The sequence below is a fragment of the Tardiphaga sp. 841_E9_N1_2 genome (assembly GCF_051811065.1).
In the GTDB taxonomy this organism is placed as follows: domain Bacteria; phylum Pseudomonadota; class Alphaproteobacteria; order Rhizobiales; family Xanthobacteraceae; genus Tardiphaga; species Tardiphaga robiniae.
In genome coordinates this window covers 1,032,068-1,053,268 of the sequence record NZ_JBPWQC010000001.1, presented here as the reverse complement: position 1 = coordinate 1,053,268, position 21,201 = coordinate 1,032,068, and the positions used below count along the sequence as shown (strand labels likewise).

Genomic DNA, 21,201 nt, shown 5'->3' with positions numbered 1-21,201 from the left:
GGCCCCATGGGCTGCTGGTGCGAGCCGATTCCCCTCCTGACAGATAAGAAGACCCTATGCTTCGAGGAATGCGCAAAGCCTCATCCAACTGGATTGGCAAGACGATTATGGCCGTCGTGATGGGCGTGCTGATTGTCAGCTTCGGCATCTGGGGCATCGCCGACGCGTTCAAGGGCTATGGACAGTCCAAGCTCGCCACCATCGGCTCGACCGAGATCACGACCGAGCAGTTCCGCCAGCTCTATAACGACAAGCTGCAGCAGATCGGCCGCCAGTTCGGCCGCCCGCTGACCTCGGATCAGGCCCGTGCTTTCGGCCTCGACCGCCAGGTCCTGCAGCAGGTCGTCGCCGAAGCGGCCCTGGATGAAGACGCGCGTCGCAAGGGTCTCGGTGTCGGCGACGCCGAGGTGATGCGGCAGATCATTGCGGACCCGAACTTCCAGAGCCCGACCGGCGGCTTCGATGCGCCGCGCTTCCAGCAGCTGATCCGCTCGCTTGGCTTCACCGAGCAGCGCTACATCGCCGAACAGCGCAAGGTCTCTCTGCGCCGCCAGATCGCCGGCACCGTCACGTCAGGCGTCGAACCGCCGAAGACGATGATCGAGGCGCTGAGCCGCTACCAGAACGAGACCCGCACCGTCGATTACGTGAAGCTCGATGCTGCGCAGGCCGGGACCATTGAGGCGCCCTCGCCCGAAGCCCTCGCCGCCTATTTCGACGAGCGCAAGACCCAGTTCCGCGCCCCCGAATATCGCAAGATCGCCTTCCTCGCCTTGACGCCTGATGAGATGGCGAAGTGGTCGACGGTGTCGGACGACGACGCCAGGAAAGTGTTCGAAGAGCGCAAGGACAAACTCTCCACGCCGGAACAGCGCCAGATCTCGCAGATCGTCTTCCCGAACGTGGCGGACGCTGAAGCCGGCCGCGCCAAGTTGAACGATACGTTCAAGTTCGAGGACCTCGCCAAGGAACGCGGCCTGTCCGCCTCCGACATCGATCTCGGCATGGTTGCCAAAGCGGGCATTATCGATCCCTCCGTCGCCAATGCTGCCTTCTCGCTGGCACCGGATGGCATCAGCCAGCCGATCACCGGACGGTTCGGCGTAACGCTGGTCAAGGTCGGCAAGGTTCAGGCCGGCACGACGCCGAGCTATGACAGTGTTGCCGCCAACCTGAAGCGCGATATCGCCATCGAGCGCGCCCGCGCCATCGTGTCCGACATGCACAACAAGATCGAGGACGAACGCGGTGGCGGCGCCAATGTCGTCGATACCGCCAAGAAGCTCGGCCTCACCGCCGTCACCATCGAGGCCGTCGATCGCTCCGGCCGTACGCCGGACGGCCAGCCCGTTGCCGGCCTGCCCACGGGTGTGGACGTCGTGACCCAGGCCTTCAACAGCGATGTCGGCGTCGACAACGACGCATTGCAGGCCGGCGGCGGTTACATCTGGTACGACGTGCTCGGCGTCACGCCGGCGCGCGACCGTACGCTCGACGAAGTGAAGCCGCAGGTCGAGGCACGCTGGCGCGAAGAGCAGATCACCACCCGCCTGCGCGACAAGGCTGTCGACATGGCGAAGAAGCTCGAAAGCGGCGCCAAGCTCGCCGACGAAGCCGCAACAGCCGGACTCAAGGTCGTGACCTCCGCGCCATTCAAGCGCGACGCGAGCGACCCTACCCTGTCGGCCGGCGTGATCCAGTCCGTATTCCGCGGCGTCAAGGATTCGGCCGGACAGGCCCAGGGTGCCACGCCGTCGGAATGGATCGTCTACCGGATCACCGATGTCACCGCGCCTGCGGTTGATATGGCCTCCGAAGACGCCAAGAAGCTCAAGGAGACGCTGCAGCGCGGGCTGACCGACGAACAGGTCGCGCAGTATGTCACCAGGCTCGAGACGCAGATCGGCACCAAGATCAACGCGGAAGCCGTTGCGATCGCCACTGGTGCCGCGAACAGCAACACCAATTAGGAAACCCACGTCGTCATTGCGGGCGCAGCGAAGCCATCCAGAAGCAACAAGCAAAGGCTGGATGGCTTCGTCGCAGATGTCGCCTGCAATGAGATGTGCATCACTCTGAAAGCATCCGATGGACAATCTCAGGGCAATCATTGCCAAGGTCGCGACCGGCGCCTCCCTCTCGCGTGAGGAAGCCTCGGCGGCCTTCGACAGCATGATGTCGGGCGAAGCCACGCCTTCGCAGATGGGCGGCCTGCTGATGGCGCTGCGCGTGCGCGGCGAGACCGTGGACGAGATCACCGGCGCGGTTGAGGTGATGCGCGCCAAGATGCTGCGGGTCGACGCACCGGCCGGCGCTGTCGACGTGGTCGGTACCGGCGGCGACGGCTCCGGCTCCGTGAATGTCTCGACCTGCGCCTCCTTCATCGTCGCCGGCTGCGGCGTACCGGTTGCCAAGCACGGCAATCGTGCGCTGTCGTCGCGCTCCGGCGCGGCGGACGTGCTGGCCGCCCTTGGCGTCAAGATCGACCTCACGCCCGACGACGTCAGCCGCTGCCTCAAGGAAACCGGCATCGGCTTCATGTTTGCGCCGGCGCATCATCCGGCGATGAAGAATGTCGGCCCGACCCGTGTCGAGCTCGCCACCCGCACGATTTTCAATCTGCTGGGACCGCTTTCCAATCCGGCGGGAGTCACCCGGCAGATGGTCGGCGTGTTCTCGCGGCAGTGGGTGCTGCCGCTGGCACAGGTGCTGAAGAATCTCGGCTCCGAATCCGCCTGGGTGGTGCACGGCTCCGACGGCCTCGATGAGATCACCCTCACCGGCCCGACCTTTGTGGCAGCACTGGAGAACGGCAATATCCGCAGCTTCGAGATTTCGCCCGAGGACGCGGGCCTGCCGCGCACCGGTCCGGATTCCCTGAAGGGCGGCGACGCCCAGGAGAACGCCGCCTCACTGCAGGCCGTGCTCGATGGCAAGCCGAGCGCCTTCCGTGACGTCGCGCTGCTCAATGCAGCCGCGGCCCTGATCGTGGCCGGCAAGGTCAAGGACGTGAAGGAAGGCGTGGCACTCGGTCAGAAGTCGCTCGACAGCGGCGCGGCGCTGGAGAAGCTGAAGCGACTGGTCGCCGTCTCCAACGCCAACCTGTGAGACGACGATGTCCGACATCCTGACCAAGATCGAAGCCTATAAGCGCGAGGAAATCGCGGCGGCGAAACGCGCCCATCCCATCGCTTCCATCGAAGCGCTGGCCAAGACTGCGCCGACGCCACGCGGCTTCATGACCGCGATCCACAAGAAGCTCGACAAGAACGAGTTTGCGCTGATTGCCGAAATCAAGAAGGCGTCGCCGTCCAAGGGGCTCATTCGCGAGGACTTCGACCCGCCGACGCTGGCCAAAGCCTATGAGGCCGGCGGCGCTGCGTGCCTCTCGGTCCTGACCGATACGCCGTCATTCCAGGGCCATCTCGACTTCATGGTCGCGGCGCGCGCCGCGACCAAACTGCCGGTGCTGCGCAAGGACTTCATGTTCGACACCTATCAGGTGGTCGAGGCCCGTGCCCATGGCGCCGATTGCATCCTGATCATCATGGCCGCACTCGACGATGCGCAGGCGCGTGACATCGAAGACGCCGCCATCGACCACGGCATGGACGTGCTGATCGAAATCCACGACCAGCCGGAGCTGGAACGCGCGCTGAACCTGCGCTCGCCGATGATCGGCATCAACAACCGCAATCTGCGCACCTTCGAGACCACGCTGACCGCCAGCGAAACGCTGGCGCCGATGATCCCCCGGGATCGTCTCAAGGTCGGCGAAAGCGGCATCTTCACGCCAGACGACCTCGCACGCCTCGAGCGCGTCGGCATCTCCACCTTCCTGGTCGGGGAAAGCCTGATGCGGCAGGCGGACGTAACTGCGGCAACGCAAACGCTGCTCAAGCGCGCGAACGGAACGCATTGATCATGGCCGGCAAGACGAAAAAATCGAAGCAGGCCCCTGCCCTCACCCACATCGATTCCTCGGGCGAAGCCCGCATGGTCGATGTGTCGGAGAAACCGGCGACCGAACGCATCGCGGTGGCCGAAGGTCTGGTGATCATGAGCAAGGCGACGCTCGACATGATCGTCTCCGGCAATGCCAAGAAGGGCGATGTGCTCGGCACGGCGCGTATCGCCGGCATCATGGCGGCAAAGCGCACATCGGATCTGATCCCGCTGTGCCATCCGCTGGCGCTATCCAAAGTCACGCTGGACATCTCGCCCGACAAGAAACTGCCAGGCTGCCGCGTACATGCGTCGGTTAAGGTCACGGGCCCCACTGGCGTCGAGATGGAAGCGCTGACGGCCGTCTCCGTCGCATGCCTGACGATCTACGACATGATCAAGGCCGTCGAGCGCGGTGTCCGCATCGAGGGCATCCACCTCGTCGAGAAAAAGGGCGGCAAGTCCGGGCACTATCTGGTGACGGACAACGCCGCGAATTGAATACTCCGCGGTCGCCTGGCGTCAGCCGCAGACATACACGCGCCGCCATCGCCAACCGTGATAAGTCCGCACCCGTATAACGTCATAGCAGTTGTCGTAATAGGGATAGCCCGCATAGGCGTAGGACGAACCGAATCCGATCACAAATGGGGCGAAATTCCGGAAGTGGCGATTGTGGTGACCAAAGTGATGGAAGCCTCGATTGGACATGCCGGCGAAGCGTGCTCCGCCGGGCATAGCGACGAAACGAGTTGCACCGAGCCCGCCGCCGCGCAGGCCGCCCATGGCCATACCGCCGCCGCGGAAGCCACCTCCGTGGAAGGCACCTCCGTGAAAACCGCCACCACCGTGGAAACCGCCCCCGTGCCCGCCACCACCGCAGTGGCCGCCCCCGCCGCCGCGGGCGGAAGCATCTATCGGCACGGACGTCATGCCGATGGCCGCAATTGTGGCAAGTCCGATCAACATTTTCCTGAGCATGGCACACTCCTGTCGCAGGTGTGGGCCCCCATCCTCAGAACACCGGTTGCCGCAAATTATTCCCGATGATCGCCAGCGACATCGAACAAGTGGCCGTCACTTGATCATCGGACAACCACCCTCGGCCATCGACCGCAATGCTGCGACAGCACGCTTCGACAAAATCGCGAACTGTTCGAGATCGCGCAGGCGCTTATCGAACTGCTGTCGCCGCGCAACCATCTTTGCGACCAGCACGACGCGCAATTTCTCATGAAGGTCCCAGAGCGCGTCATCACTGCGAAATCGCGATCCTGCGCCGTCATCGATCTTGTTTACGAACAATAACCGGGACCGCGCGCGACATGGGGGGTGTTTGGCGGCGGTCCCGGGCCAGATCAAGCGACCAACCGGACGGATGAGACATCCGGGCTGGTGCTCGTGGCGGGATCAGCACTACCAAGCAGGACGAGGCCAAGTGTGAATGCGCACTACTTAGTTACGCGCGCGTTGTAAGTTTTGCGGTAACCTGAATAGGGGCGGATTTCAGCGATCGCTGTCATCACGGTGCTCGCGCAGGAGACGCTGCCGGCTGCGCTGCGGCTTCATCTCGCTGACGATCCACGGCCCGATCTGCGCATCGAGATGACGCTCATATCGTTTGACCAGCAACCACGCTGCAGGCGGCAGCAGCAAGACCATCAATCCAACAACAATCGACATTCCAAATCCTTTAAATCAAAGGGTTTCGATGTCATTAGGTACGTGGAATAGCCTTTTAGGTTTGAAATAGCCCGCATGTATTTTCTGCGGAGCAGCAAGTTACCTACCGGTCCGCCAATTCCCGCAACTGGCCCCACATCGATACCGGGAACGACTGATGTTGCCGGTATCGATGCGCGACAGGCTACTTGATCATCGGACAACCACCCTCGGCCATCGGCCGGAACGCCTTTTCGGCAGGGATGGTCGAGAGCAGCTTGTAATAGTCATACGGCCCCTTCGACTCTGCCGGCTTCTTGATCTCGAACAGGTAGATCGGGTGGATGACGCGGCCATCGGCACGGATCGTGACCTCACCGAACAGCTTGTCCTTGCCCTTGAAGGTCTTCATCTGCGGTACGACGACACTGGCATCGTCGCTGCCCTTGGCGGCTACGGCATTGAGATAGGCCAGCGTGGAGGCATAGACGCCCGCCTGATTGGCGCTCGGCATCTTGCCGTTCATGCCCGGCCGCGCCGCAAAGCGTTTGCCAAAGGCGCGGGTGTCATCATCCATGTCCCAGTAGAAGGATTCCGTCAGCAACAGGCCCTGCGCGGTCTTCAGGCCCATGCCGTGAACGTCATTGATGAAGATCAGGAACGCGACCAGCTTCTGCGGGCCATCCTGCATGCCAAACTCACCAGCTTGCTTGACCGCATTGATGGCATCCGCGCCGGCATTAGCCAGACCGATCACCTTGGCCTTGGAGCTCTGCGCCTGCAGCAAGAGCGAGGCGAAATCGGAGGTGCCGAGCGGGTGCTTCGATGACCCCAGCACCTTGCCGCCGTTCTTCGTGATGTAATTGGTGGCTTCGGCCTCGATGCCCTGCCCCAGCGCGTAATTCACCGTGAGAAAGTACCAGTCGTCACCGCCCCGCTGCATCATCGCCGCTGCGGTGGTGTTGCCGGTGGCCCATGCGTCATTGACCCACTGGATGGTGTTCGGCGAACAGTCCTTGCCGGTCAGGTCCGAGGTCGCTGTCGACGAGGCCAGGAACGTCATCTTGGTGTTGCGGGCGATATTGTTGATGGCGAGACCCACCGATGAATTCGGCACGTCGACGATGGCATCGACCTTTTCGACATCGAGCCATTTGCGCGCGATGGCGGAGCCGACATCCGCCTTGTTCTGATGGTCGGCATAGACGATCTCGACCTTGATATTCTTGCCGCCGCCATTGAAATCCTCGGCGGCCATCCGCGCGGCTTCCACCGAGCCCATGCCGTTGGTGTCCTGGAACACGCCGGAAATATCGTTGAGCACACCGACCCGCACCACATCGTCGGACACCTGCGCCTGGACTGCCGTCGCCATCACGCAGGATGCCGCAGCAGCCAAAACTGTCTTCAAGCCCTTCATTGTCGTCTCTCCCCTCTACCTTGATTGCGCGGGTCCGGACGTTGCCGGTCGCGGTCTTGCTTGCGAGTTATACCTGTCGCTCCGGCAGCCGGAGCACGAGGCCATCGAGCGCCTCGGTGATCTTGATCTGGCACGACAGCCGGCTGTTCGGCAGCCGCTCGCTGGCGACACCTTCCAGCAACTCATCCTCGTCGGCACCGACTGCGCCAACTTTGCCCAGCCAGCTGTCGTCGACATAGACGTGGCAGGTGGCGCAGACCGCGCCGCCACCGCATTCGCCCGTGATGCCGTCGATGCCATGCAGCAGCGCCGTATACATGGCGCTATCGCCGTCATTGGCGCTGACTGTCTCGGCACGGTCGTCGTGATGAATGAACGTAATGCTCGGCATGGAATCCTCAGGCAGGCGTGAAGGTGACCGGCAGGCTTTCGAGCCCGCGCAGCGTGTTGTTGTAACGGCGCTTGACCTCGCCGGTGATCTCGATTGACGCGACCTTGCGCGCCAGTGCGGAGAGCATCACCTCACCCTCCAGACGCGCCACGAGCTGGCCGACGCACATATGGATGCCGGAGCCGAATCCGACATGGCCGGACGTCTTGCGGGTGATGTCGTAGCGTTCGGGATCGGCCCAGCGGCGCGGATCGCGGTTGGCGGCGGCCAGGAACATCAGCACCTTCTCGCCCTCACCGACATGGCAACCGCTGATCTCGACATCGCGGGTCGTGGTGCGGAAGAAGGTCTGCACCGGGCTTTCGTAACGCACGGCCTCCTCGAAAGCATTGCGCGCCAGCGACAGGTCGCTGCGCAGCCGCGCGAATTCTTGCGGGTAGCGCGCCAGGCAATAAACGGCAGCGCCGATACCGTTCACCGTCGTGTCCAGCCCTGCCGACAGCAATGAGCGCACCAGCAGCGGCGCCTCGTCGGCGGTGATGTCGCCGGTGTCGACCCGCGCATGGATGCAGGCGCCGAAACCGCCGGGCGCGAGATTGTCGCGCTGGCATTGCGCGGCGACATAGGCCTGATGCGGCGCCGAGCGTTCGATCGCGTCCTGGCGCAGCTGGTTCGGCGGACCGAAGGCATTGAAGACAAGACCGGCATAAGGCAGCAGGTTTTCGCGGCCCTCCTTCTGCAGTCCCATCGCATCGGGGAACACCGAGAGTGGGTAGGCTTCGGCAAGATCCGCGACCGCGTCGAAACTACGCCGCTCCAGCAGTTCGTCGACCTTGGCATCGGCCGCCGCAGCGAAGCCATCGCGCAGTTGCTTCATCACCGCGGGTGACAGGACCTTGTTGAGCACCGCGCGCGTGCGCGTATGCGCCGGCGGGTCGGCTTCGAGGATGAGGCTCTGCGGGCGCCACGGCTTCTCCCTGGCAAAGTCGCTGAGGCCCACGCCGCGGCTCGAGCAGAACGTCGCGGGATCGTTCAGGACTGCATGAACTTCGGCATAGCGCGCGACCGCGTAGACGTTCCATTTGTCGAGATACACCACGGGCCCGGCTTCACGCAGCACCTCGTGGGTGGGGTGAGGATCGGCAAAGAAGTCCATAGCGAAGGGATCGACGTCGAGGTGGACGACGGGCTGAGACGATAAGTCGTTCGGCAGGGCTCCGCCGAAGGACAGCACCGGCGGGGTGTGGGGCGATGCCGTCGTGACCGTGGCAACCATGTGAATCTCCCATATTTTCTTGTTGGCAATTGCGGCTGCGTGTCTCTATTCCTCAGGACCACGTGATCTCGCCGATTTCGACGACGTCACGCTGGCAGGCAGGATCGTGGTGCATGAGCAAGAATGGATCGGGAAAAACGGTTCGAAAGCCCGCCAAGGCGAAAGCGACAAAGGTCAATGTCAGGACTGTCGCCGCGAGAGCGCCAGCTTCCAAAGGCGGGCAGTTGCTCGATCTCGAGCGCTATGTGCCGGCCTTCATCACCTTCATTGCGAACAAGCTGTCGCGCAACGCGACCGCGCTCTATCAGAAGCGCTTTGGCGTGAATGTCACCGAGTGGCGCATCATGTCGCTGCTGGCCATCGAGCCCGGCATTCCCGCCTCGCGCATCTGCCACGTCATCGGCTTCGACAAGGGACCGGTCAGCCGCACGCTTGCCATGCTGGAAGAGCGCGGCCTGGTCGCCATCAACGCCGACCCGGACGACGCACGCACCCATTCGATTACGCTGACCACGAAGGGTCGCACGACCCATGACGCCGTCATCGTGACCGCGCTGGAACGCGAGCGAAAGCTGCTGTCCTGTCTGGATGAAAGCGAACGCGAAGTGCTGATCGACTTGCTGCGACGCATTCACGGCAATCTCGGCGCGGTAACCGGCTAGACCACCACGCGTTACTCGCGCGTCATCAATCGCCGTCCCGCACAAGCGGTCCACCATCGTTTCTCTCCCTGCAGGGCCCGGCAGTTGACTGCTCTAAGTAGCGCCCTCTTTGGAAAGGCTCTCACGAATTAGTTGCCTAGGCAACAGAAATATCGGGGCGGTTTGTCACGCGGAGGCAAGGATTTTCTGCCACCATCCGCTAACCTGCGCCGCACATGTTCAATCGTTGAGCCAAAAGATACAGATGACGATGTCGCTTACGCCAAATTCCGCAGACGCCCTGCTGTTTGATCTCGGCCGCGTCGTGCTGGATATCGATTTCACGCGCGTGCTGAAGGTCTGGTCGGACTACGCGCAGTGTACACCGGACGACATCGTGAGCCGGTTTGCGCGCGGCGACGTCTATATGCGACACGAGCGCGGCGAGATTTCCGACGACGCATTCTTTGCGCATCTGCACGACACGCTCGGTATCGATCTGACGCCGGCACAATTTCTCGAAGGCTGGAATGCGATCTTCGTCGGGGAGATGCCGGGCATCGCCGAACTCCTCGCGCATGCCTCGAAGCGCTGGCCGCTCTACGCGTTCTCAAACACCAATGTCGCGCATGTCACGCATTTCTCGGAACACCATGCCGATCTGCTCAGTCACTTCCGCACGGTGTTTCTGTCGTCCTCGATCGGGCTTCGCAAGCCCGATGCAAAATCCTATGAGCACGTCATCGCGGAAATCGGCATCCCCGCCGACCGCATCGTGTTCTTCGACGATCTTGCCGACAATATCGAGGCCGCCCGTGCTTGCGGATTGCAGGCCGTTCACGTCACCTCGCCGACATCGGTCGCCGAGGCGCTCAAGGCACTCGGGCTTTAGGTCCGCGAGATGCGCTGGAAGGCGATGCTGGTGAGGACGCCGAGCAGTGCCCAGAACAGCAGGCTGGTCAGGACCGCTGCAACGACGAAACTGTGCGACAGGGCTTCCGGGACATCCGTATGGCCAGCGGGCGCCAGCGGGGCTCCGATCAGATGCGGCAGGATGATCAGGCCAAGGCCGAGAATGGCGGCCCATGACGCCTTGCGGAACACCAGCAGGCCGAGCCCCGCCGCAGTGGCGCAGGCAGTGCCGATCCACCAGGTCTGGCGCAGGGTGAGGTCGGCGACAGGCATTCCCGGTAATTCCGGCGGCAGGCCGAGGCCGGGCGCCGCCGTAAAGACAACGAAACCGCCAAGGCCCCAGAACAGCCCTTCCCGCCAACCCACGGCCCGGCCGCGCAGCGCGAAGATGCCGGCCAGCAGCAACGCGAAGCCGATAGCCGTCAGGATATTGGCGCCGGTGGTGAAGGCATTGCGCTGCAAGCCCTCGGCGGGCTCCCATTCGGCCTCATGACTATGGGCGGCGGCGCCATGGTCGTGCGTATGGGCGGGCTGCGCGGCAGCCGTCGGCGCAACAGCAGCCGGCGCTTCCGCCTTGCGCTCATAAACTTCGCTTTTCTGGATCAGGGGAATGGTCCCGACCATCTGGGCGCCGGTGATGGCAGCGCCAGTGATCACGCCAGCCAGCGCTGCCGAGAAAACGATCGACCTGAAGATGGACATGTCTCAGTGGCAGGGGAATGCGTTGGCGTGGCGCGTGTCATGGGCCGCATTGTGGACGGCGCTGATATGCGAGAAGCCGACCACGCCGACGATGAACAGACCGAGCGCCATGGCCAGAACGGCCTGCACGACGACGTTGACGTCAGTGGTGACGGCGGAGATCTGGGCGGTCTGGGTCTGTTGCATCGGAATCCTCGCAAAATAGACGGTCAATTTAGCCGAGTTGCACCGGTGGCGCGACCGTTAATTTTGCATCGCGCGGGCGAGATCCCGGCTGGTCAGATGAAAGTTCGCATCTGCCGCCACCGGCGCACGCACCAGCTTGGCGCCGGCCGCCGCCTGGAACACTTCTCTGTGGTCGCGGAAATAGGCCGCGCAGTCCTCCGGCGACGGGTAACGCCGGAGCAGCGTCCGGAACGCATGACGGTGCACCATGCACAGCCCGCGATGGCCGGACGGCCGGAATGCCAGCGCATCGACATCCGCCCGCCAGACAGGCGCTTCATCGTCGGTTGCGGCGTGGTTGTCGGTCATGATCGCCAATGACTATCGTGTTTCCCTGCCCTGCCAAAGCGGCTGTGGTTTTGCGTCCGCTCCCGCTCTCCGCTATGACGGGCGCCCACACTGCCGGAGATCCCCGCGATGGCCCTGATGCCGGTTACCGATGCCATGGCCGCGATTCTCGCGGGCGCCGATGCGCTGCCTGAGGAGATGGTGCCGCTGGAAGACGCGTTCCACCGCGTGCTCGCCCGCGACATCGCTTCGCGGCGAACGCAACCACCGGAGCCCATGTCAGCGATGGACGGCTATGCCGTGCGCGCCGCCGATGCGACACTGGGCGCCAAGCTCCGCGTCATCGGCGAGATCGCCGCAGGCAAGCCGTTCGACCGCCCGCTGCAGACCGGCGAAGCCCTGCGAATCTTCACCGGCGGCGTGCTGCCCGCTGGCGCCGATGCCGTGGTGATCCAGGAAGACACAACGCGCGAAGGTGACGTCGTCGGGATCAACGAAGCTGCAATTTCCGGCAAACATATCCGCCCGGCTGGCGTCGATTTCAACGAAGGCGATGTGCTGCTGCGCGCCGGCACCCGCCTTACCGATCGCGACCTGGCGCTTGCTGCCGGGATGAACCATCCGTCACTGCCCGTGCGGCGACGGCCGGTCGTTGCGGTGCTCGCCACCGGCGACGAACTGGTCATGCCCGGCGCGGTCCCCGGCCCCGGCCAGATCGTGCTCTCCAATGGCTTCGCGCTGCGTGCACTGGCCCGTGCCGAAGGCGCCGAGGTGATCGATCTCGGCATCGCCGTCGACACGCTGGAGGCGACCACATCGGCCATTCAGCGCGCGATCGATCTGAAGGCGGACGTGCTGATCACCACCGGCGGCGCGTCGGTCGGCGACCACGACCTCGTGCAGCAATCCCTGATCAATGCCGGCGTCGAGATGGCGTTCTGGCGCATCGCCATGCGGCCGGGCAAGCCGATGATGCACGGACGCCGGCAGAGCATGCGGGTCATCGGCCTGCCCGGCAATCCCGTCTCGTCCTATGTCTGCGGCTTCCTGTTCATGGTGCCACTGCTGCGCGCGCTGTCCGGCCGAAACGAGGTCGCTCACACGCTCGAACCCGCGGTGCTCGGCCGCGACCTCGCCGCCAACGACCAGCGCGAGGACTATCTGCGCACGCGCCTCGAGACCCGGGCCGACGGCACCGTCGTGGCGACGCCGGTCATCAAGCAGGACTCGTCGCTACTGGGAAATCTGGCTGTCGCCGAAGGACTTCTGATCCGCAAGCCATTCGCTCCCGCCGCCGCCGCTGGTGATTCCTGCGCGATCATGCGACTGCCTGTTTAAAGGCCGAGATGCGCGATGGGATGCCGGGCCACCGGAACTTCCGCCGCGCGGCATGTTCTCTGAGCTTTTTTCTGGCTGAGATACCTTAACGCGGCTTCAGTCACTGAATTGTCACGTAACGCAGCGAGACATCGCTGCGAAACAAGATCGGTGCACAAATGGACTATTTCAAACGCTTCAATTTCCTGTTTGCGATGCCAACATTCGACGCCGACGATCTCGAGGGCATTCGCCTCAATCAGATCGTCGATGAGATCGAGCGTTCCGGCTTCGAGGTCGTCAAGGCGCGCAAGCTCGAAGACGCCACGATCGCGGTCCAGACCGACGCGGCGATCGGCTGCATGGTGGTCGACTGGGGCAAGAAGGGCCTCGAAGGCAAGACCGCGGCGCTGATCAACCTGATGCGCAAACGGGGCCTCGACTTCCCCATCATCCTACTGATCCGTCGCAAGCGGTTTGAAGACGTCCCGGTCGAGGTGCTCGATTTCATCGACGGCTATGTGTTCCTGTCCGAGGAAACCCCACCCTTCATCGCCAAGAACCTCATCAGCCGCCTCAAGCAATATGCGGAGACGCTGAAGACGCCGTTCTTCGGCGCTTTGGTCGACTATGCCGAGGAAGGCAACCAGCTCTGGACCTGCCCGGGCCACAATGGCGGCGTGTTCTACAGCCGCAGCCCGATCGGCCGCGTGTTCATGGAACATCTCGGCGAAGCCGTGTTTCGCGACGACCTCGACAATTCGGTGCTCGATCTCGGCGATCTGCTGACTCATGAGGGCCCTGCTTTGCAGGCGCAGAAGGAAGCCGCGCAGATTTTTGGCGCGGAGAAGACCTACTTCGTGCTCAACGGCACCTCGACCTCCAACAAGGTCGCGCTATCGGCTCTGGTCACCGATGGCGACCTGGTGCTGTTCGATCGCAACAACCACAAGGCGGCTTTGCACGGCGCATTGATGATTTCAGGCGGTGTGCCGATCTATGTGCCGACGACGCGCAATCCCTGGGGCCTGATCGGCCCGATGAACTGGGATGCGCTCGACGAGGACGCGCTGCGCGAGCGCATCCGTATCAATCCGCTGGTCACGGATCCCGAGGCCTGGAAGCGTCCACGCCCGTTCCGCGTCGCCGTGGTCGAACAGTGCACCTATGACGGCACCATCTACAGCGCCGAGATGATCATCGCGCGCATCGGCCATCTCTGCGATTATATCCTGTTCGACGAGGCCTGGGCGGGCTTCATGAAATTCCACCCGCTCTATGCCGGCCGCTTCGCCATGGGGCTCAAGGACCTCGGCCCGGATTCGCCGGGTATCATCGCGACGCAGTCGACCCACAAGCAGCTCGCGAGCTTCTCGCAGGCGTCGCAGATCCACATGAAGGATCGCCACATCCGCGGCCAGAAGCGCCGCGTCGAGCACCGGCGCTTCAACGAAAGCTTTATGCAGCACGCCTCGACCTCGCCGTTCTACCCGCTGTTCGCATCATTGGATGTCGGCGCGCAGATGATGAAAGGCCGCTCTGGCGAAGTGTTGTGGGACGACACGATCCGGCTGGGCATCGAACTGCGCAAGAAGATGCGCGCCGTCCGCCGCGAATTCGAGGAGAAGGAAACCCGCGCCGAGCGTCGCTGGTTCTTCGAACCCTTCGTGCCCGAGCGCGTCGCGATTCCCGACGCAGCCAGCGAAGGTGCTGTTCACAATGTGCCCTGGGAAAGCATCGGCACTGACCAGCTCGCCACCAATCCGGCTTATTGGCAGCTCGCGCCTGACGCCGCTTGGCATGGCTTCCCCGGCATGGAAGCCGGTTTCACCATGACCGATCCCAACAAGCTGACGGTGCTGACACCCGGCTTCGACCGCACCACCGGCGGCTATGCGGAACACGGCATCCCCGCGCCCGTGGTCGCGCAGTTCCTGCGCGAAAATCGCATCGTGCCGGAGAAGAACGATCTCAACTCGCTGCTCTTCCTGCTGACGCCCGGCGTGGAAGCCAGCAAGGCCGGCACGCTGATATCGGGCCTCGTCGCCTTCAAGAAGCTTCATGACGACAACGCCCTGCTCGAAGACGTCATCCCGGAATTCGCACGGCGCAGGCCCGCGCGTTACGCGGGCATACGCCTGAGGGATCTATGCGGCGACATGCACCGGTTCTTCCGCGAGGCCAATGTGAGCGAACTTCAGACCAGGCAATTCTCCGCTGACCATCTGCCGGAGATTGCCATGTCACCCCATGATGCCGCGCGCTGTCTGGTGCGCAACGACGTCGATTACCTCCCGATCGATGAGATCTTCGGGCGCGTCGCGACGACGCCGTTCGTGGTCTACCCGCCCGGCATCGCCACGATCGTCCCCGGAGAACGGCTCACCGAACGGTCAAAGCCGATGATCGATTATCTCAGGATGTTCGAGACCTGCTTCAACACCTTCCCGGGCTTCGACGTCGAAATCCAGGGCATCTACCGCAAGGTCGACGCCAATGGCCGGATCCGACTTTACACTTACGTGGTCTCCGAATAGGGAGCACGTAAGGAGCCTGATTTGCCAACGGAACTCGAACAGCCGGTCGTCATCCGACCATCACGCGACACCGACGTCGATGCCATGCTGGCGATCTATCGCCGGCACATCCGGCAAGGCGTCGAGGAAGGCGTCAGCGACGCCGACACGCCGCAGCCCGACGATCTCAGAGACCGGCGCAAGAACCTGCGCAGCAAACGGTTCCCGCATCTCGTCGCCACGCAAGGCGGCGAGGTCGTCGGCTACGCCTATGTGGTGCTGTTTCGGAAGCGACCGGCCTATCGCTACACGGTCAAGCATTCGATCTATATCCACCACGGACATGTCGGCCGGGGCATCGGCCGGCTGTTGATGCGCGAGTTGATCGATGTCTGCGCGGCGGCCGGCTTCCGGCAGATCATCGGCTATATCGATGCCGACAACACGGCCTCGCTCGGCTTACATGAGAGCTTCGGCTTTGCCCGCGTCGGCTTGCTGCCCGGCGTCGCCTATCGCTCCGGCCGCTGGGCCGACACGATCATGGTTCAGCGCTCGCTGGCGACCGGCTCCACGACTCCGCCGCCGCCCATTGGGCGCGTGACGTCCGCGTAGCCCAAGCGACCGCGGAAGCATTTTCCATGTCCGTCGAGGATCGACGACTGGTGAGGAACAGCCTCCTCAAACCTCACTCAACGTGCGTTCTGTTGACGGCAAATTAAGCATTGCAGAACACATATGGAACATATAGTGTTCGTTCATGATTTGTTTCGAGATTCTGTGGCTTTGAGTAGTTTGAGAGTGCCCGAACTCGCGCAACCGATCTTCGAACGATCGTCTCTGGATTGAGGCTCACCGTTCGAAGGCCCTTTTAAACGCACGCGGCGGCCGACACCGTCAACTGAGGATGGCTTCAGATGCTCACGCGCAAACAATACGAACTCCTGCGATTCATCGATCAACGGCTGAAGGAAGCCGGCGTCCCGCCCTCCTTCGACGAGATGAAGGATGCGCTCGACCTGCGCTCGAAGTCCGGCATCCATCGTCTGATCACGGCGCTGGAAGAACGCGGCTTCATACGCCGTCTGCCCAACCGCGCCCGTGCCATCGAAGTCATCAAGCTGCCAGAGCTCGGCGCGCCGGTCACCGGCGGCACCGGGCGCCGCGGCTTCACGCCCAGCGTCATCGAAGGCACGCTTGGCAAGGTGCGTTCGGCCGCCAGCATCGCCAGCAACAGCGGTGATGATGACAATGGCCGCACGGTTGCTATCCCGGTCATGGGCCGAATCGCGGCCGGTACGCCGATCGAGGCGCTGCAGACCCGCAGCCACACCATCAGCATGCCCGCGGACATGCTCGGCTCCGGCGAACATTACGCGCTCGAAGTGCGCGGCGATTCCATGCAGGACGCCGGCATTCTCGATGGCGATACCGTGCTGATCCAGCGCAACGAGAGCGCCGACACCGGCGACATCGTGGTGGCCCTGATCGACGACGAGGAAGCCACGTTGAAGCGCTTCCGCCGCCGCGGCGCGTCGATCGCGCTGGAGCCCGCCAACGACGCCTACGAGGTCCGCATCCTGCCGCCCAACCGGGTGCGCATTCAGGGCAAGCTGATCGGCCTGTATCGCCGCTACTGAGATTGCGCCTCGGCGGATTACTGATCTTCGGGTTGAAGATCGGTTTCCGCTGGCGTCGCATCCACCGGCCGGTTTTGTGGCGTGCGACTGTTCTGGATCAGATCGTGCTGGGGCTCATCGGGGATGGCGCGCGACCACGGGCGGTCCAGGCCACGCGGGCGCACGGCATCGATGGTAAAGCCGTTCGCGGTTCGCTGCAGGCTCACCGCACCATTTCGTTGCAAGCGATCCTGATCGATCACCAGCGCCCTGCAATCCCTCGGCGATTGTCTCGTTGTGATGATGAGTGCCGCTTTCTCGCAATCATCTGTGAATGCATCCGGCTGTAAAACCAGCGCCACCAAAGCGCCATCGGCCAGCGCCGCGATGCACCCGTCGCGGTCGCAGGACACACCGTGGCTGAGGGAGGCATCCGTTGGCAGCCGGGCGTCGGCATCACCGGCAAGCCACTCCTTCGCGAGAAACGCATCCTTGGCGCTGCGCATCATATGCAGGCGCCCCTCCCTGCCCCGTACCGCAACGCTGTGACCGTCACCCGAAATCAGGACATCCGGCTGCTTGACCAGCAACGCCCAGACAATCGAGAGCGCAAGCACACCAAGCCCTGCGAGGCGCAACGGCGTGCGCAGCAATCCCAGCACGATGATGCCGATACTGGCTGATATCAGCGGTCCCGTCCCGAAGGCCGGCATCCGGCCGATGGCGCCGGGCAAGGCTGCCACCCATTGCGTGACGACAATCATCCACTGGATGCCGACATCCATCAGCCGCCAGAACACACCGTCAAAGCCAAACGGCATGGCCACCAAACCGAGAATACCCGTCGGCATAACCAGTGCCGAGACCACCGGCATCGCCAGGAGATTGGCGACGACGCCATAAGGCGTGACGCGATGGAAATGAAATGCGGCATAGGGCGTGGTGGCAAGGCCCGCGACCAGCGAAGCCAGTACGAGCATCGCGATCTCGCGTCCGCCCCATAGCGCCACGCGCGCGGTCGCGGAATGATCGGGCGAGGCAAACAGCGCGGGCATGCCTATCTGCACCAATGCGACCAGCCCCAGCGTCGCCGCGAATGACATCTGAAAACTCGGATGCACCAGTGCTTCCGGCGCCACGATCAGCACAACCATTGCTGCCACCGCCAGCGTACGGAACGTCACCGCCCGGCGATCGACCATGACTGCCATCAACACAACGGCCGTCATGAAAAAGGATCTCTGTGTCGCGACTTCGGCACCTGACAGCAGCAAATAGAACAGTGCTGCGAATAACGCCGCAGCCGCTGCGACTTTCTTGATCGGGAATGTCACCGTCAGGACAGGGATCAGTGCCAGCAGTGCGCGTATCGCAAAGAACACCACGCCGGCGACAACGGCCATGTGATAGCCAGAGATCGACAACACATGACCGAGGCCGGAGATGAACATCGCATCATTGACGTCAGCCGAAATCGCATCGCGGCGGCCCGTGAGCAGCGCCGTGGCAATGGCGCGGCTATCGCCCGAGAGCACGGTGCGGATCCGCGCGTCGATGGCGTCGCGCAGACCCTGCATGGTCGCTGAATAGCGTAGCGCCACACCCGGCTGTATCGGCGGATCGACCGCCTTAATGCCGCCCATCACGAAGCCTGATGCGCCGATCCCCTGGAAATACAGATCGCGGCCAAAGTCGTAACTCCCTGGCCGGAGCGGCGACAGCGGCGGCTGCAGCCTTGCCTTCAATTCGACGAAGCTGCCGACGACAGGCGCCGTGCCCTTCTTCACCGACAGCCGCACACGGGCGAGCTTCGGTGCGGCGCGCGGGCTGTCCATCGTGGCAACGCGCAGCACGAAGCGATCCGTGCGCTCCCGTTCCTCGTGCGTTTCGACGAAGCCGGTAAGCGCGACGGAATAGAGCGGCTTCGCCAGAACCTCATGAGCCACGCGCGCGGTTTTCATGGCCCCCATCGCAAAGCCGGCCGCGATGGCCGCAATGAGCAAGATCAAGGGAAACCATCGTTGTCGCCGCAGCAAAAACGCAGCCACGCAAAGAAGGCCAGCCGTCGCAGCGGCAACCCAGGCCACCGGCTCATGCTCAGCGGCAAAATACAGCGCGATGCCGGTGCCGAAAGCGATCGGCACCCAGGGCAGCAAGCGACCGGGACCCGCTTCGGCCCGCACCCACGTCCAGAGCGTCTCGAAGCCCGACGTTGATGACGTCGGTGACGGGACAGCGACGCCTGCCGTGGCCGGCGGCGGCCATGTGGTCGCCGTGCCGGATCTGCCCCGCCGCTGTTGCTGATCCCCGCCCCGCGCCATCGAACGCCCGCACGCCAAGCTTGTCCTTCCGAATGCTATCGGAAGGGCAAGCGGCGACTAGCGGAACGGATGCAGAATACGAAAACTAATCTCTAGGGTTGCTCAAGCGAGCTTGGCGTAGCTGTCGCGCAGACCGACGGTGCGGTTGAAGATCAGCTTGCCCGGCGCTGAATCCTTGTCGCGACAGAAGTAACCCTGGCGCTCGAACTGCACGACATCGCTTGTGTTGTCGCTCGCCAGCGCCGGCTCCAGCATGGCGCCGGTCAGCGTCTCCAGCGAGTCCGGATTGAGCTGTGATGCGAACTCGGTCGCATTGGGCTGCGGATCGGCAAACAGCTGATTGTAGACGCGTACTTCCGCCTGCACGGCATCTGCGGCGCTCACCCAATGGATCGTCGCCTTGACCTTGCGGCCGTCCGGCGCATTGCCGCCCCGGGTTTCCGGATCATAGGTGCAGCGCAATTCGACCACTTCGCCGGCGGCATTCTTCACCACGTCCTTGCAGGTAATGAAATAGCCGTACCGCAAGCGCACCTCGCGGCCCGGCGCCATGCGGAAGAATTTCTTCGGCGGCTCTTCCATGAAGTCGTCATGCTCGATGTAGAGCTCGCGGCCGAATGAAATCTGCCGGTTGCCAAGCGACGCATCATCGGGATGGTTGATGGCTTCGAGCTGCTCGGTCTGTCCTTCCGGGTAGTTCTCGATCACCACCTTCAGCGGCTTCAGCACCGCCATGCGGCGCTGCGCCGTGCGATTCAGTGTCTCGCGCACGGCGAAATCGAACATCGATATATCGACGGTCGAGTTGGCCTTGGCGACGCCGATGCGCTTGACGAATTCGCGCAGTGCTTCGGCAGGAATGCCGCGGCGCTGCAGGCCGGCCAGCGTTGGCATCCGTGGATCGTCCCAGCCCGTGACATGGCCACCGCGGACAAGTTCGGTCAGCACGCGCTTCGACAGCAGCGTGTAGGTCATGTTGAGGCGCGCGAATTCATACTGATGCGGCCGCGATGGCACCGGCAGGTTTTCCAGGCACCAGTCGTAAAGCGGCCGGTGATCCTCGAATTCGAGCGTGCAGATCGAATGCGTCACGTGTTCGATCGCGTCCGACTGACCGTGCGCGAAGTCGTAGCTCGGATAAATGCTCCAGGCGGTGCCCGTGCGCGGATGATGCGCATGCAGGATGCGATAGATCACGGGATCGCGCAGGTTGATGTTGCCCGACGACATGTCGATCTTGGCGCGCAGCACGCGGGCGCCGTTCGGGAATTCGCCGGCGCGCATCCGCGCGAACAGATCCAGATTCTCATCAACCGAACGGTCGCGGAACGGGCTGTTCTGGCCGGGCTCCGTCAGGGTGCCACGCTTAAAGCGGATTTCTTCCTGCGACTGGTCATCGACATAGGCCTTGCCGGCGCGGATCAGGTGTACCGCCCAGTCATAGAGCTGCTCGAAATAGTCCGAGGCGTAGTGCAGATTGCCCTCGCCCCAGTCGAAGCCGAGCCAGCGGACGTCGCGCTGGATGGCGTCGATATATTCCTGCTCTTCCTTGGTCGGATTGGTGTCGTCGAAACGCAGGTTGCAGTGGCCGCCGAATTCCTCGGCAACGCCGAAATTCAGGCAGATCGACTTGGCATGGCCGAGATGCAGGTAGCCGTTGGGCTCCGGCGGAAAGCGCGTCACCACGCTCTTGTGCTTGCCGGATTGCAGGTCCGCCGCAACGATGTCGCGGATGAAGTCACGGCCTGCGTCGGATACCGATTCGTCTGTCATTTTCTGCCTTTCAAGCTGCGCCCTATGTGCCAAATCCGGAAGGCCGCGCCAAGGCCGGATCAGGGGCCGGGTCCCGCGAAAGGGCCTTTTCCGATGCGGTTCCGACCCCAAATCCGCATTTATTCGCCGTGAGACAGCGCCCTGTCGTTGTGATAAACGCCCGCCAACACTCACACCGAAATCGATCGAACCCGCT

Annotated in this window: 21 protein-coding genes; 10 read left to right on the top strand and 11 right to left on the bottom strand. The window is 63.2% G+C overall.

All coding sequences use genetic code 11. The features are described 5' to 3' along the window. The first annotated feature begins 56 nt into the window (after window positions 1-56). From AB8A50_RS04940 to moaC, 4 genes are all read left to right on the top strand, one after another. Window positions 57-1,970 carry a SurA N-terminal domain-containing protein gene (locus AB8A50_RS04940; RefSeq protein WP_439077052.1) on the top strand — a complete coding sequence of 638 codons (1,914 nt, stop codon included), beginning with the start codon at window positions 57-59 and terminating at the stop codon, window positions 1,968-1,970. 118 nt (window positions 1,971-2,088) lie between these two features. Beyond that, the gene (gene trpD / locus AB8A50_RS04935) at window positions 2,089-3,108 is read left to right on the top strand and encodes an anthranilate phosphoribosyltransferase (RefSeq protein ID WP_089264520.1); all 1,020 of its coding nucleotides are present in this window, start codon (window positions 2,089-2,091) and stop codon (window positions 3,106-3,108) included. Window positions 3,109-3,115: 7 nt separating this feature from the next. Next, window positions 3,116-3,922, top strand: a complete 807-nt coding sequence (trpC, locus tag AB8A50_RS04930; RefSeq protein ID WP_439077051.1) for an indole-3-glycerol phosphate synthase TrpC — start codon at window positions 3,116-3,118, stop codon at window positions 3,920-3,922. A 2-nt stretch (window positions 3,923-3,924) separates the two neighbouring features. Next, window positions 3,925-4,446 carry a cyclic pyranopterin monophosphate synthase MoaC gene (gene moaC / locus AB8A50_RS04925; RefSeq protein WP_439077050.1) on the top strand — a complete coding sequence of 174 codons (522 nt, stop codon included), beginning with the start codon at window positions 3,925-3,927 and terminating at the stop codon, window positions 4,444-4,446. A 21-nt stretch (window positions 4,447-4,467) separates the two neighbouring features. On the opposite strand, the gene AB8A50_RS04920 is transcribed toward moaC, so the two are convergent. The 6 genes from AB8A50_RS04920 to AB8A50_RS04895 all read right to left on the bottom strand — a co-directional run bounded on the left by AB8A50_RS04920 (window position 4,468) and on the right by AB8A50_RS04895 (window position 8,574). Next, complete coding sequence (locus AB8A50_RS04920; protein WP_439077049.1) at window positions 4,468-4,926, bottom strand: hypothetical protein; 459 nt, start codon at window positions 4,924-4,926, stop codon at window positions 4,468-4,470. Between the two features lie 96 nt (window positions 4,927-5,022). Then, window positions 5,023-5,250 (bottom strand): hypothetical protein, encoded by a 228-nt coding sequence (locus tag AB8A50_RS04915; protein WP_439077048.1) that lies wholly within the window; start codon window positions 5,248-5,250, stop codon window positions 5,023-5,025. 201 nt (window positions 5,251-5,451) lie between these two features. Further along, a complete protein-coding gene (locus tag AB8A50_RS04910; protein WP_439077047.1) occupies window positions 5,452-5,628 on the bottom strand; it encodes a hypothetical protein in 177 nt (58 codons plus the stop codon). Window positions 5,629-5,812: 184 nt separating this feature from the next. Beyond that, window positions 5,813-7,027, bottom strand: a complete 1,215-nt coding sequence (locus tag AB8A50_RS04905) for an ABC transporter substrate-binding protein (protein ID WP_068730842.1) — start codon at window positions 7,025-7,027, stop codon at window positions 5,813-5,815. Between the two features lie 67 nt (window positions 7,028-7,094). Then, window positions 7,095-7,418, bottom strand: coding sequence for a 2Fe-2S iron-sulfur cluster-binding protein (locus AB8A50_RS04900; protein WP_175367077.1), 324 nt, complete (start codon window positions 7,416-7,418; stop codon window positions 7,095-7,097). Between the two features lie 7 nt (window positions 7,419-7,425). Continuing rightward, the gene (locus AB8A50_RS04895) at window positions 7,426-8,574 is read right to left on the bottom strand and encodes a cytochrome P450 (RefSeq protein ID WP_439079919.1); all 1,149 of its coding nucleotides are present in this window, start codon (window positions 8,572-8,574) and stop codon (window positions 7,426-7,428) included. A gap of 233 nt (window positions 8,575-8,807) precedes the next feature. Between AB8A50_RS04895 and AB8A50_RS04890 the strand changes: the two genes are divergently transcribed. Together AB8A50_RS04890 and AB8A50_RS04885 are read left to right on the top strand one after the other, a co-directional pair. After that, complete coding sequence (locus AB8A50_RS04890) at window positions 8,808-9,356, top strand: MarR family winged helix-turn-helix transcriptional regulator (protein WP_439063775.1); 549 nt, start codon at window positions 8,808-8,810, stop codon at window positions 9,354-9,356. Window positions 9,357-9,600: 244 nt separating this feature from the next. Next, the gene (locus tag AB8A50_RS04885) at window positions 9,601-10,227 is read left to right on the top strand and encodes an HAD-IA family hydrolase (RefSeq protein ID WP_439063774.1); all 627 of its coding nucleotides are present in this window, start codon (window positions 9,601-9,603) and stop codon (window positions 10,225-10,227) included. Here AB8A50_RS04885 and AB8A50_RS04880 read toward each other — a convergent pair. The 3 genes from AB8A50_RS04880 to AB8A50_RS04870 are packed head-to-tail and all read right to left on the bottom strand — an operon-like array spanning window position 10,224 to window position 11,492. Then, complete coding sequence (locus AB8A50_RS04880) at window positions 10,224-10,949, bottom strand: CbtA family protein (protein ID WP_439077046.1); 726 nt, start codon at window positions 10,947-10,949, stop codon at window positions 10,224-10,226. The two genes, AB8A50_RS04885 and AB8A50_RS04880, sit on opposite strands and share 4 nt — an antisense overlap. 3 nt (window positions 10,950-10,952) lie before the next feature. Further along, window positions 10,953-11,135: a CbtB domain-containing protein gene (locus AB8A50_RS04875; protein WP_089264725.1), complete on the bottom strand. Its 183-nt coding sequence runs from the start codon at window positions 11,133-11,135 to the stop codon at window positions 10,953-10,955. Window positions 11,136-11,192: 57 nt separating this feature from the next. After that, window positions 11,193-11,492 (bottom strand): hypothetical protein, encoded by a 300-nt coding sequence (locus AB8A50_RS04870; protein ID WP_439077045.1) that lies wholly within the window; start codon window positions 11,490-11,492, stop codon window positions 11,193-11,195. Between the two features lie 99 nt (window positions 11,493-11,591). Here AB8A50_RS04870 and AB8A50_RS04865 point away from each other — a divergent pair, with 99 nt between their 5' ends. The 4 genes from AB8A50_RS04865 (at window position 11,592) to lexA (ending at window position 16,932) form a co-directional block, all read left to right on the top strand. Continuing rightward, window positions 11,592-12,800 (top strand): molybdopterin molybdotransferase MoeA, encoded by a 1,209-nt coding sequence (locus AB8A50_RS04865; RefSeq protein ID WP_439077044.1) that lies wholly within the window; start codon window positions 11,592-11,594, stop codon window positions 12,798-12,800. Between the two features lie 158 nt (window positions 12,801-12,958). After that, window positions 12,959-15,316, top strand: a complete 2,358-nt coding sequence (locus AB8A50_RS04860; RefSeq protein ID WP_320444004.1) for an Orn/Lys/Arg decarboxylase N-terminal domain-containing protein — start codon at window positions 12,959-12,961, stop codon at window positions 15,314-15,316. A gap of 21 nt (window positions 15,317-15,337) precedes the next feature. Then, a complete protein-coding gene (locus tag AB8A50_RS04855; RefSeq protein ID WP_256461303.1) occupies window positions 15,338-15,907 on the top strand; it encodes a GNAT family N-acetyltransferase in 570 nt (189 codons plus the stop codon). Window positions 15,908-16,209: 302 nt separating this feature from the next. Further along, a complete protein-coding gene (gene lexA, locus AB8A50_RS04850; protein WP_068730850.1) occupies window positions 16,210-16,932 on the top strand; it encodes a transcriptional repressor LexA in 723 nt (240 codons plus the stop codon). A gap of 17 nt (window positions 16,933-16,949) precedes the next feature. On the opposite strand, the gene AB8A50_RS04845 is transcribed toward lexA, so the two are convergent. Together AB8A50_RS04845 and AB8A50_RS04840 are read right to left on the bottom strand one after the other, a co-directional pair. After that, window positions 16,950-19,232, bottom strand: coding sequence for a ComEC/Rec2 family competence protein (locus AB8A50_RS04845; protein ID WP_439077043.1), 2,283 nt, complete (start codon window positions 19,230-19,232; stop codon window positions 16,950-16,952). Between the two features lie 102 nt (window positions 19,233-19,334). Next, complete coding sequence (locus AB8A50_RS04840) at window positions 19,335-21,005, bottom strand: glutamine--tRNA ligase/YqeY domain fusion protein (RefSeq protein WP_439077042.1); 1,671 nt, start codon at window positions 21,003-21,005, stop codon at window positions 19,335-19,337. Between the last annotated feature and the right edge of the window lie 196 nt (window positions 21,006-21,201).

Excerpts from the sequence above, each read along its gene's own strand:
- AB8A50_RS04905 (WP_068730842.1), bottom strand. The coding sequence starts at position 7,027 with ATGAAGGGCTTGAAGACAGTTTTGGCTGCTGCGGCATCCTGCGTGATG.
- AB8A50_RS04900 (WP_175367077.1), bottom strand. The coding sequence starts at position 7,418 with ATGCCGAGCATTACGTTCATTCATCACGACGACCGTGCCGAGACAGTC.
- AB8A50_RS04885 (WP_439063774.1), top strand. The coding sequence starts at position 9,601 with ATGACGATGTCGCTTACGCCAAATTCCGCAGACGCCCTGCTGTTTGAT.
- AB8A50_RS04895 (WP_439079919.1), bottom strand. The coding sequence starts at position 8,574 with ATGGACTTCTTTGCCGATCCTCACCCCACCCACGAGGTGCTGCGTGAA.
- AB8A50_RS04920 (WP_439077049.1), bottom strand. The coding sequence starts at position 4,926 with ATGCTCAGGAAAATGTTGATCGGACTTGCCACAATTGCGGCCATCGGC.
- lexA (WP_068730850.1), top strand. The coding sequence starts at position 16,210 with ATGCTCACGCGCAAACAATACGAACTCCTGCGATTCATCGATCAACGG.
- AB8A50_RS04875 (WP_089264725.1), bottom strand. The coding sequence starts at position 11,135 with ATGCAACAGACCCAGACCGCCCAGATCTCCGCCGTCACCACTGACGTC.
- AB8A50_RS04890 (WP_439063775.1), top strand. The coding sequence starts at position 8,808 with ATGAGCAAGAATGGATCGGGAAAAACGGTTCGAAAGCCCGCCAAGGCG.
- AB8A50_RS04840 (WP_439077042.1), bottom strand. The coding sequence starts at position 21,005 with ATGACAGACGAATCGGTATCCGACGCAGGCCGTGACTTCATCCGCGAC.
- AB8A50_RS04940 (WP_439077052.1), top strand. The coding sequence starts at position 57 with ATGCTTCGAGGAATGCGCAAAGCCTCATCCAACTGGATTGGCAAGACG.
- trpD (WP_089264520.1), top strand. The coding sequence starts at position 2,089 with ATGGACAATCTCAGGGCAATCATTGCCAAGGTCGCGACCGGCGCCTCC.
- AB8A50_RS04860 (WP_320444004.1), top strand. The coding sequence starts at position 12,959 with ATGGACTATTTCAAACGCTTCAATTTCCTGTTTGCGATGCCAACATTC.
- AB8A50_RS04880 (WP_439077046.1), bottom strand. The coding sequence starts at position 10,949 with ATGTCCATCTTCAGGTCGATCGTTTTCTCGGCAGCGCTGGCTGGCGTG.
- AB8A50_RS04910 (WP_439077047.1), bottom strand. The coding sequence starts at position 5,628 with ATGTCGATTGTTGTTGGATTGATGGTCTTGCTGCTGCCGCCTGCAGCG.
- moaC (WP_439077050.1), top strand. The coding sequence starts at position 3,925 with ATGGCCGGCAAGACGAAAAAATCGAAGCAGGCCCCTGCCCTCACCCAC.
- trpC (WP_439077051.1), top strand. The coding sequence starts at position 3,116 with ATGTCCGACATCCTGACCAAGATCGAAGCCTATAAGCGCGAGGAAATC.
- AB8A50_RS04845 (WP_439077043.1), bottom strand. The coding sequence starts at position 19,232 with ATGGCGCGGGGCGGGGATCAGCAACAGCGGCGGGGCAGATCCGGCACG.
- AB8A50_RS04865 (WP_439077044.1), top strand. The coding sequence starts at position 11,592 with ATGGCCCTGATGCCGGTTACCGATGCCATGGCCGCGATTCTCGCGGGC.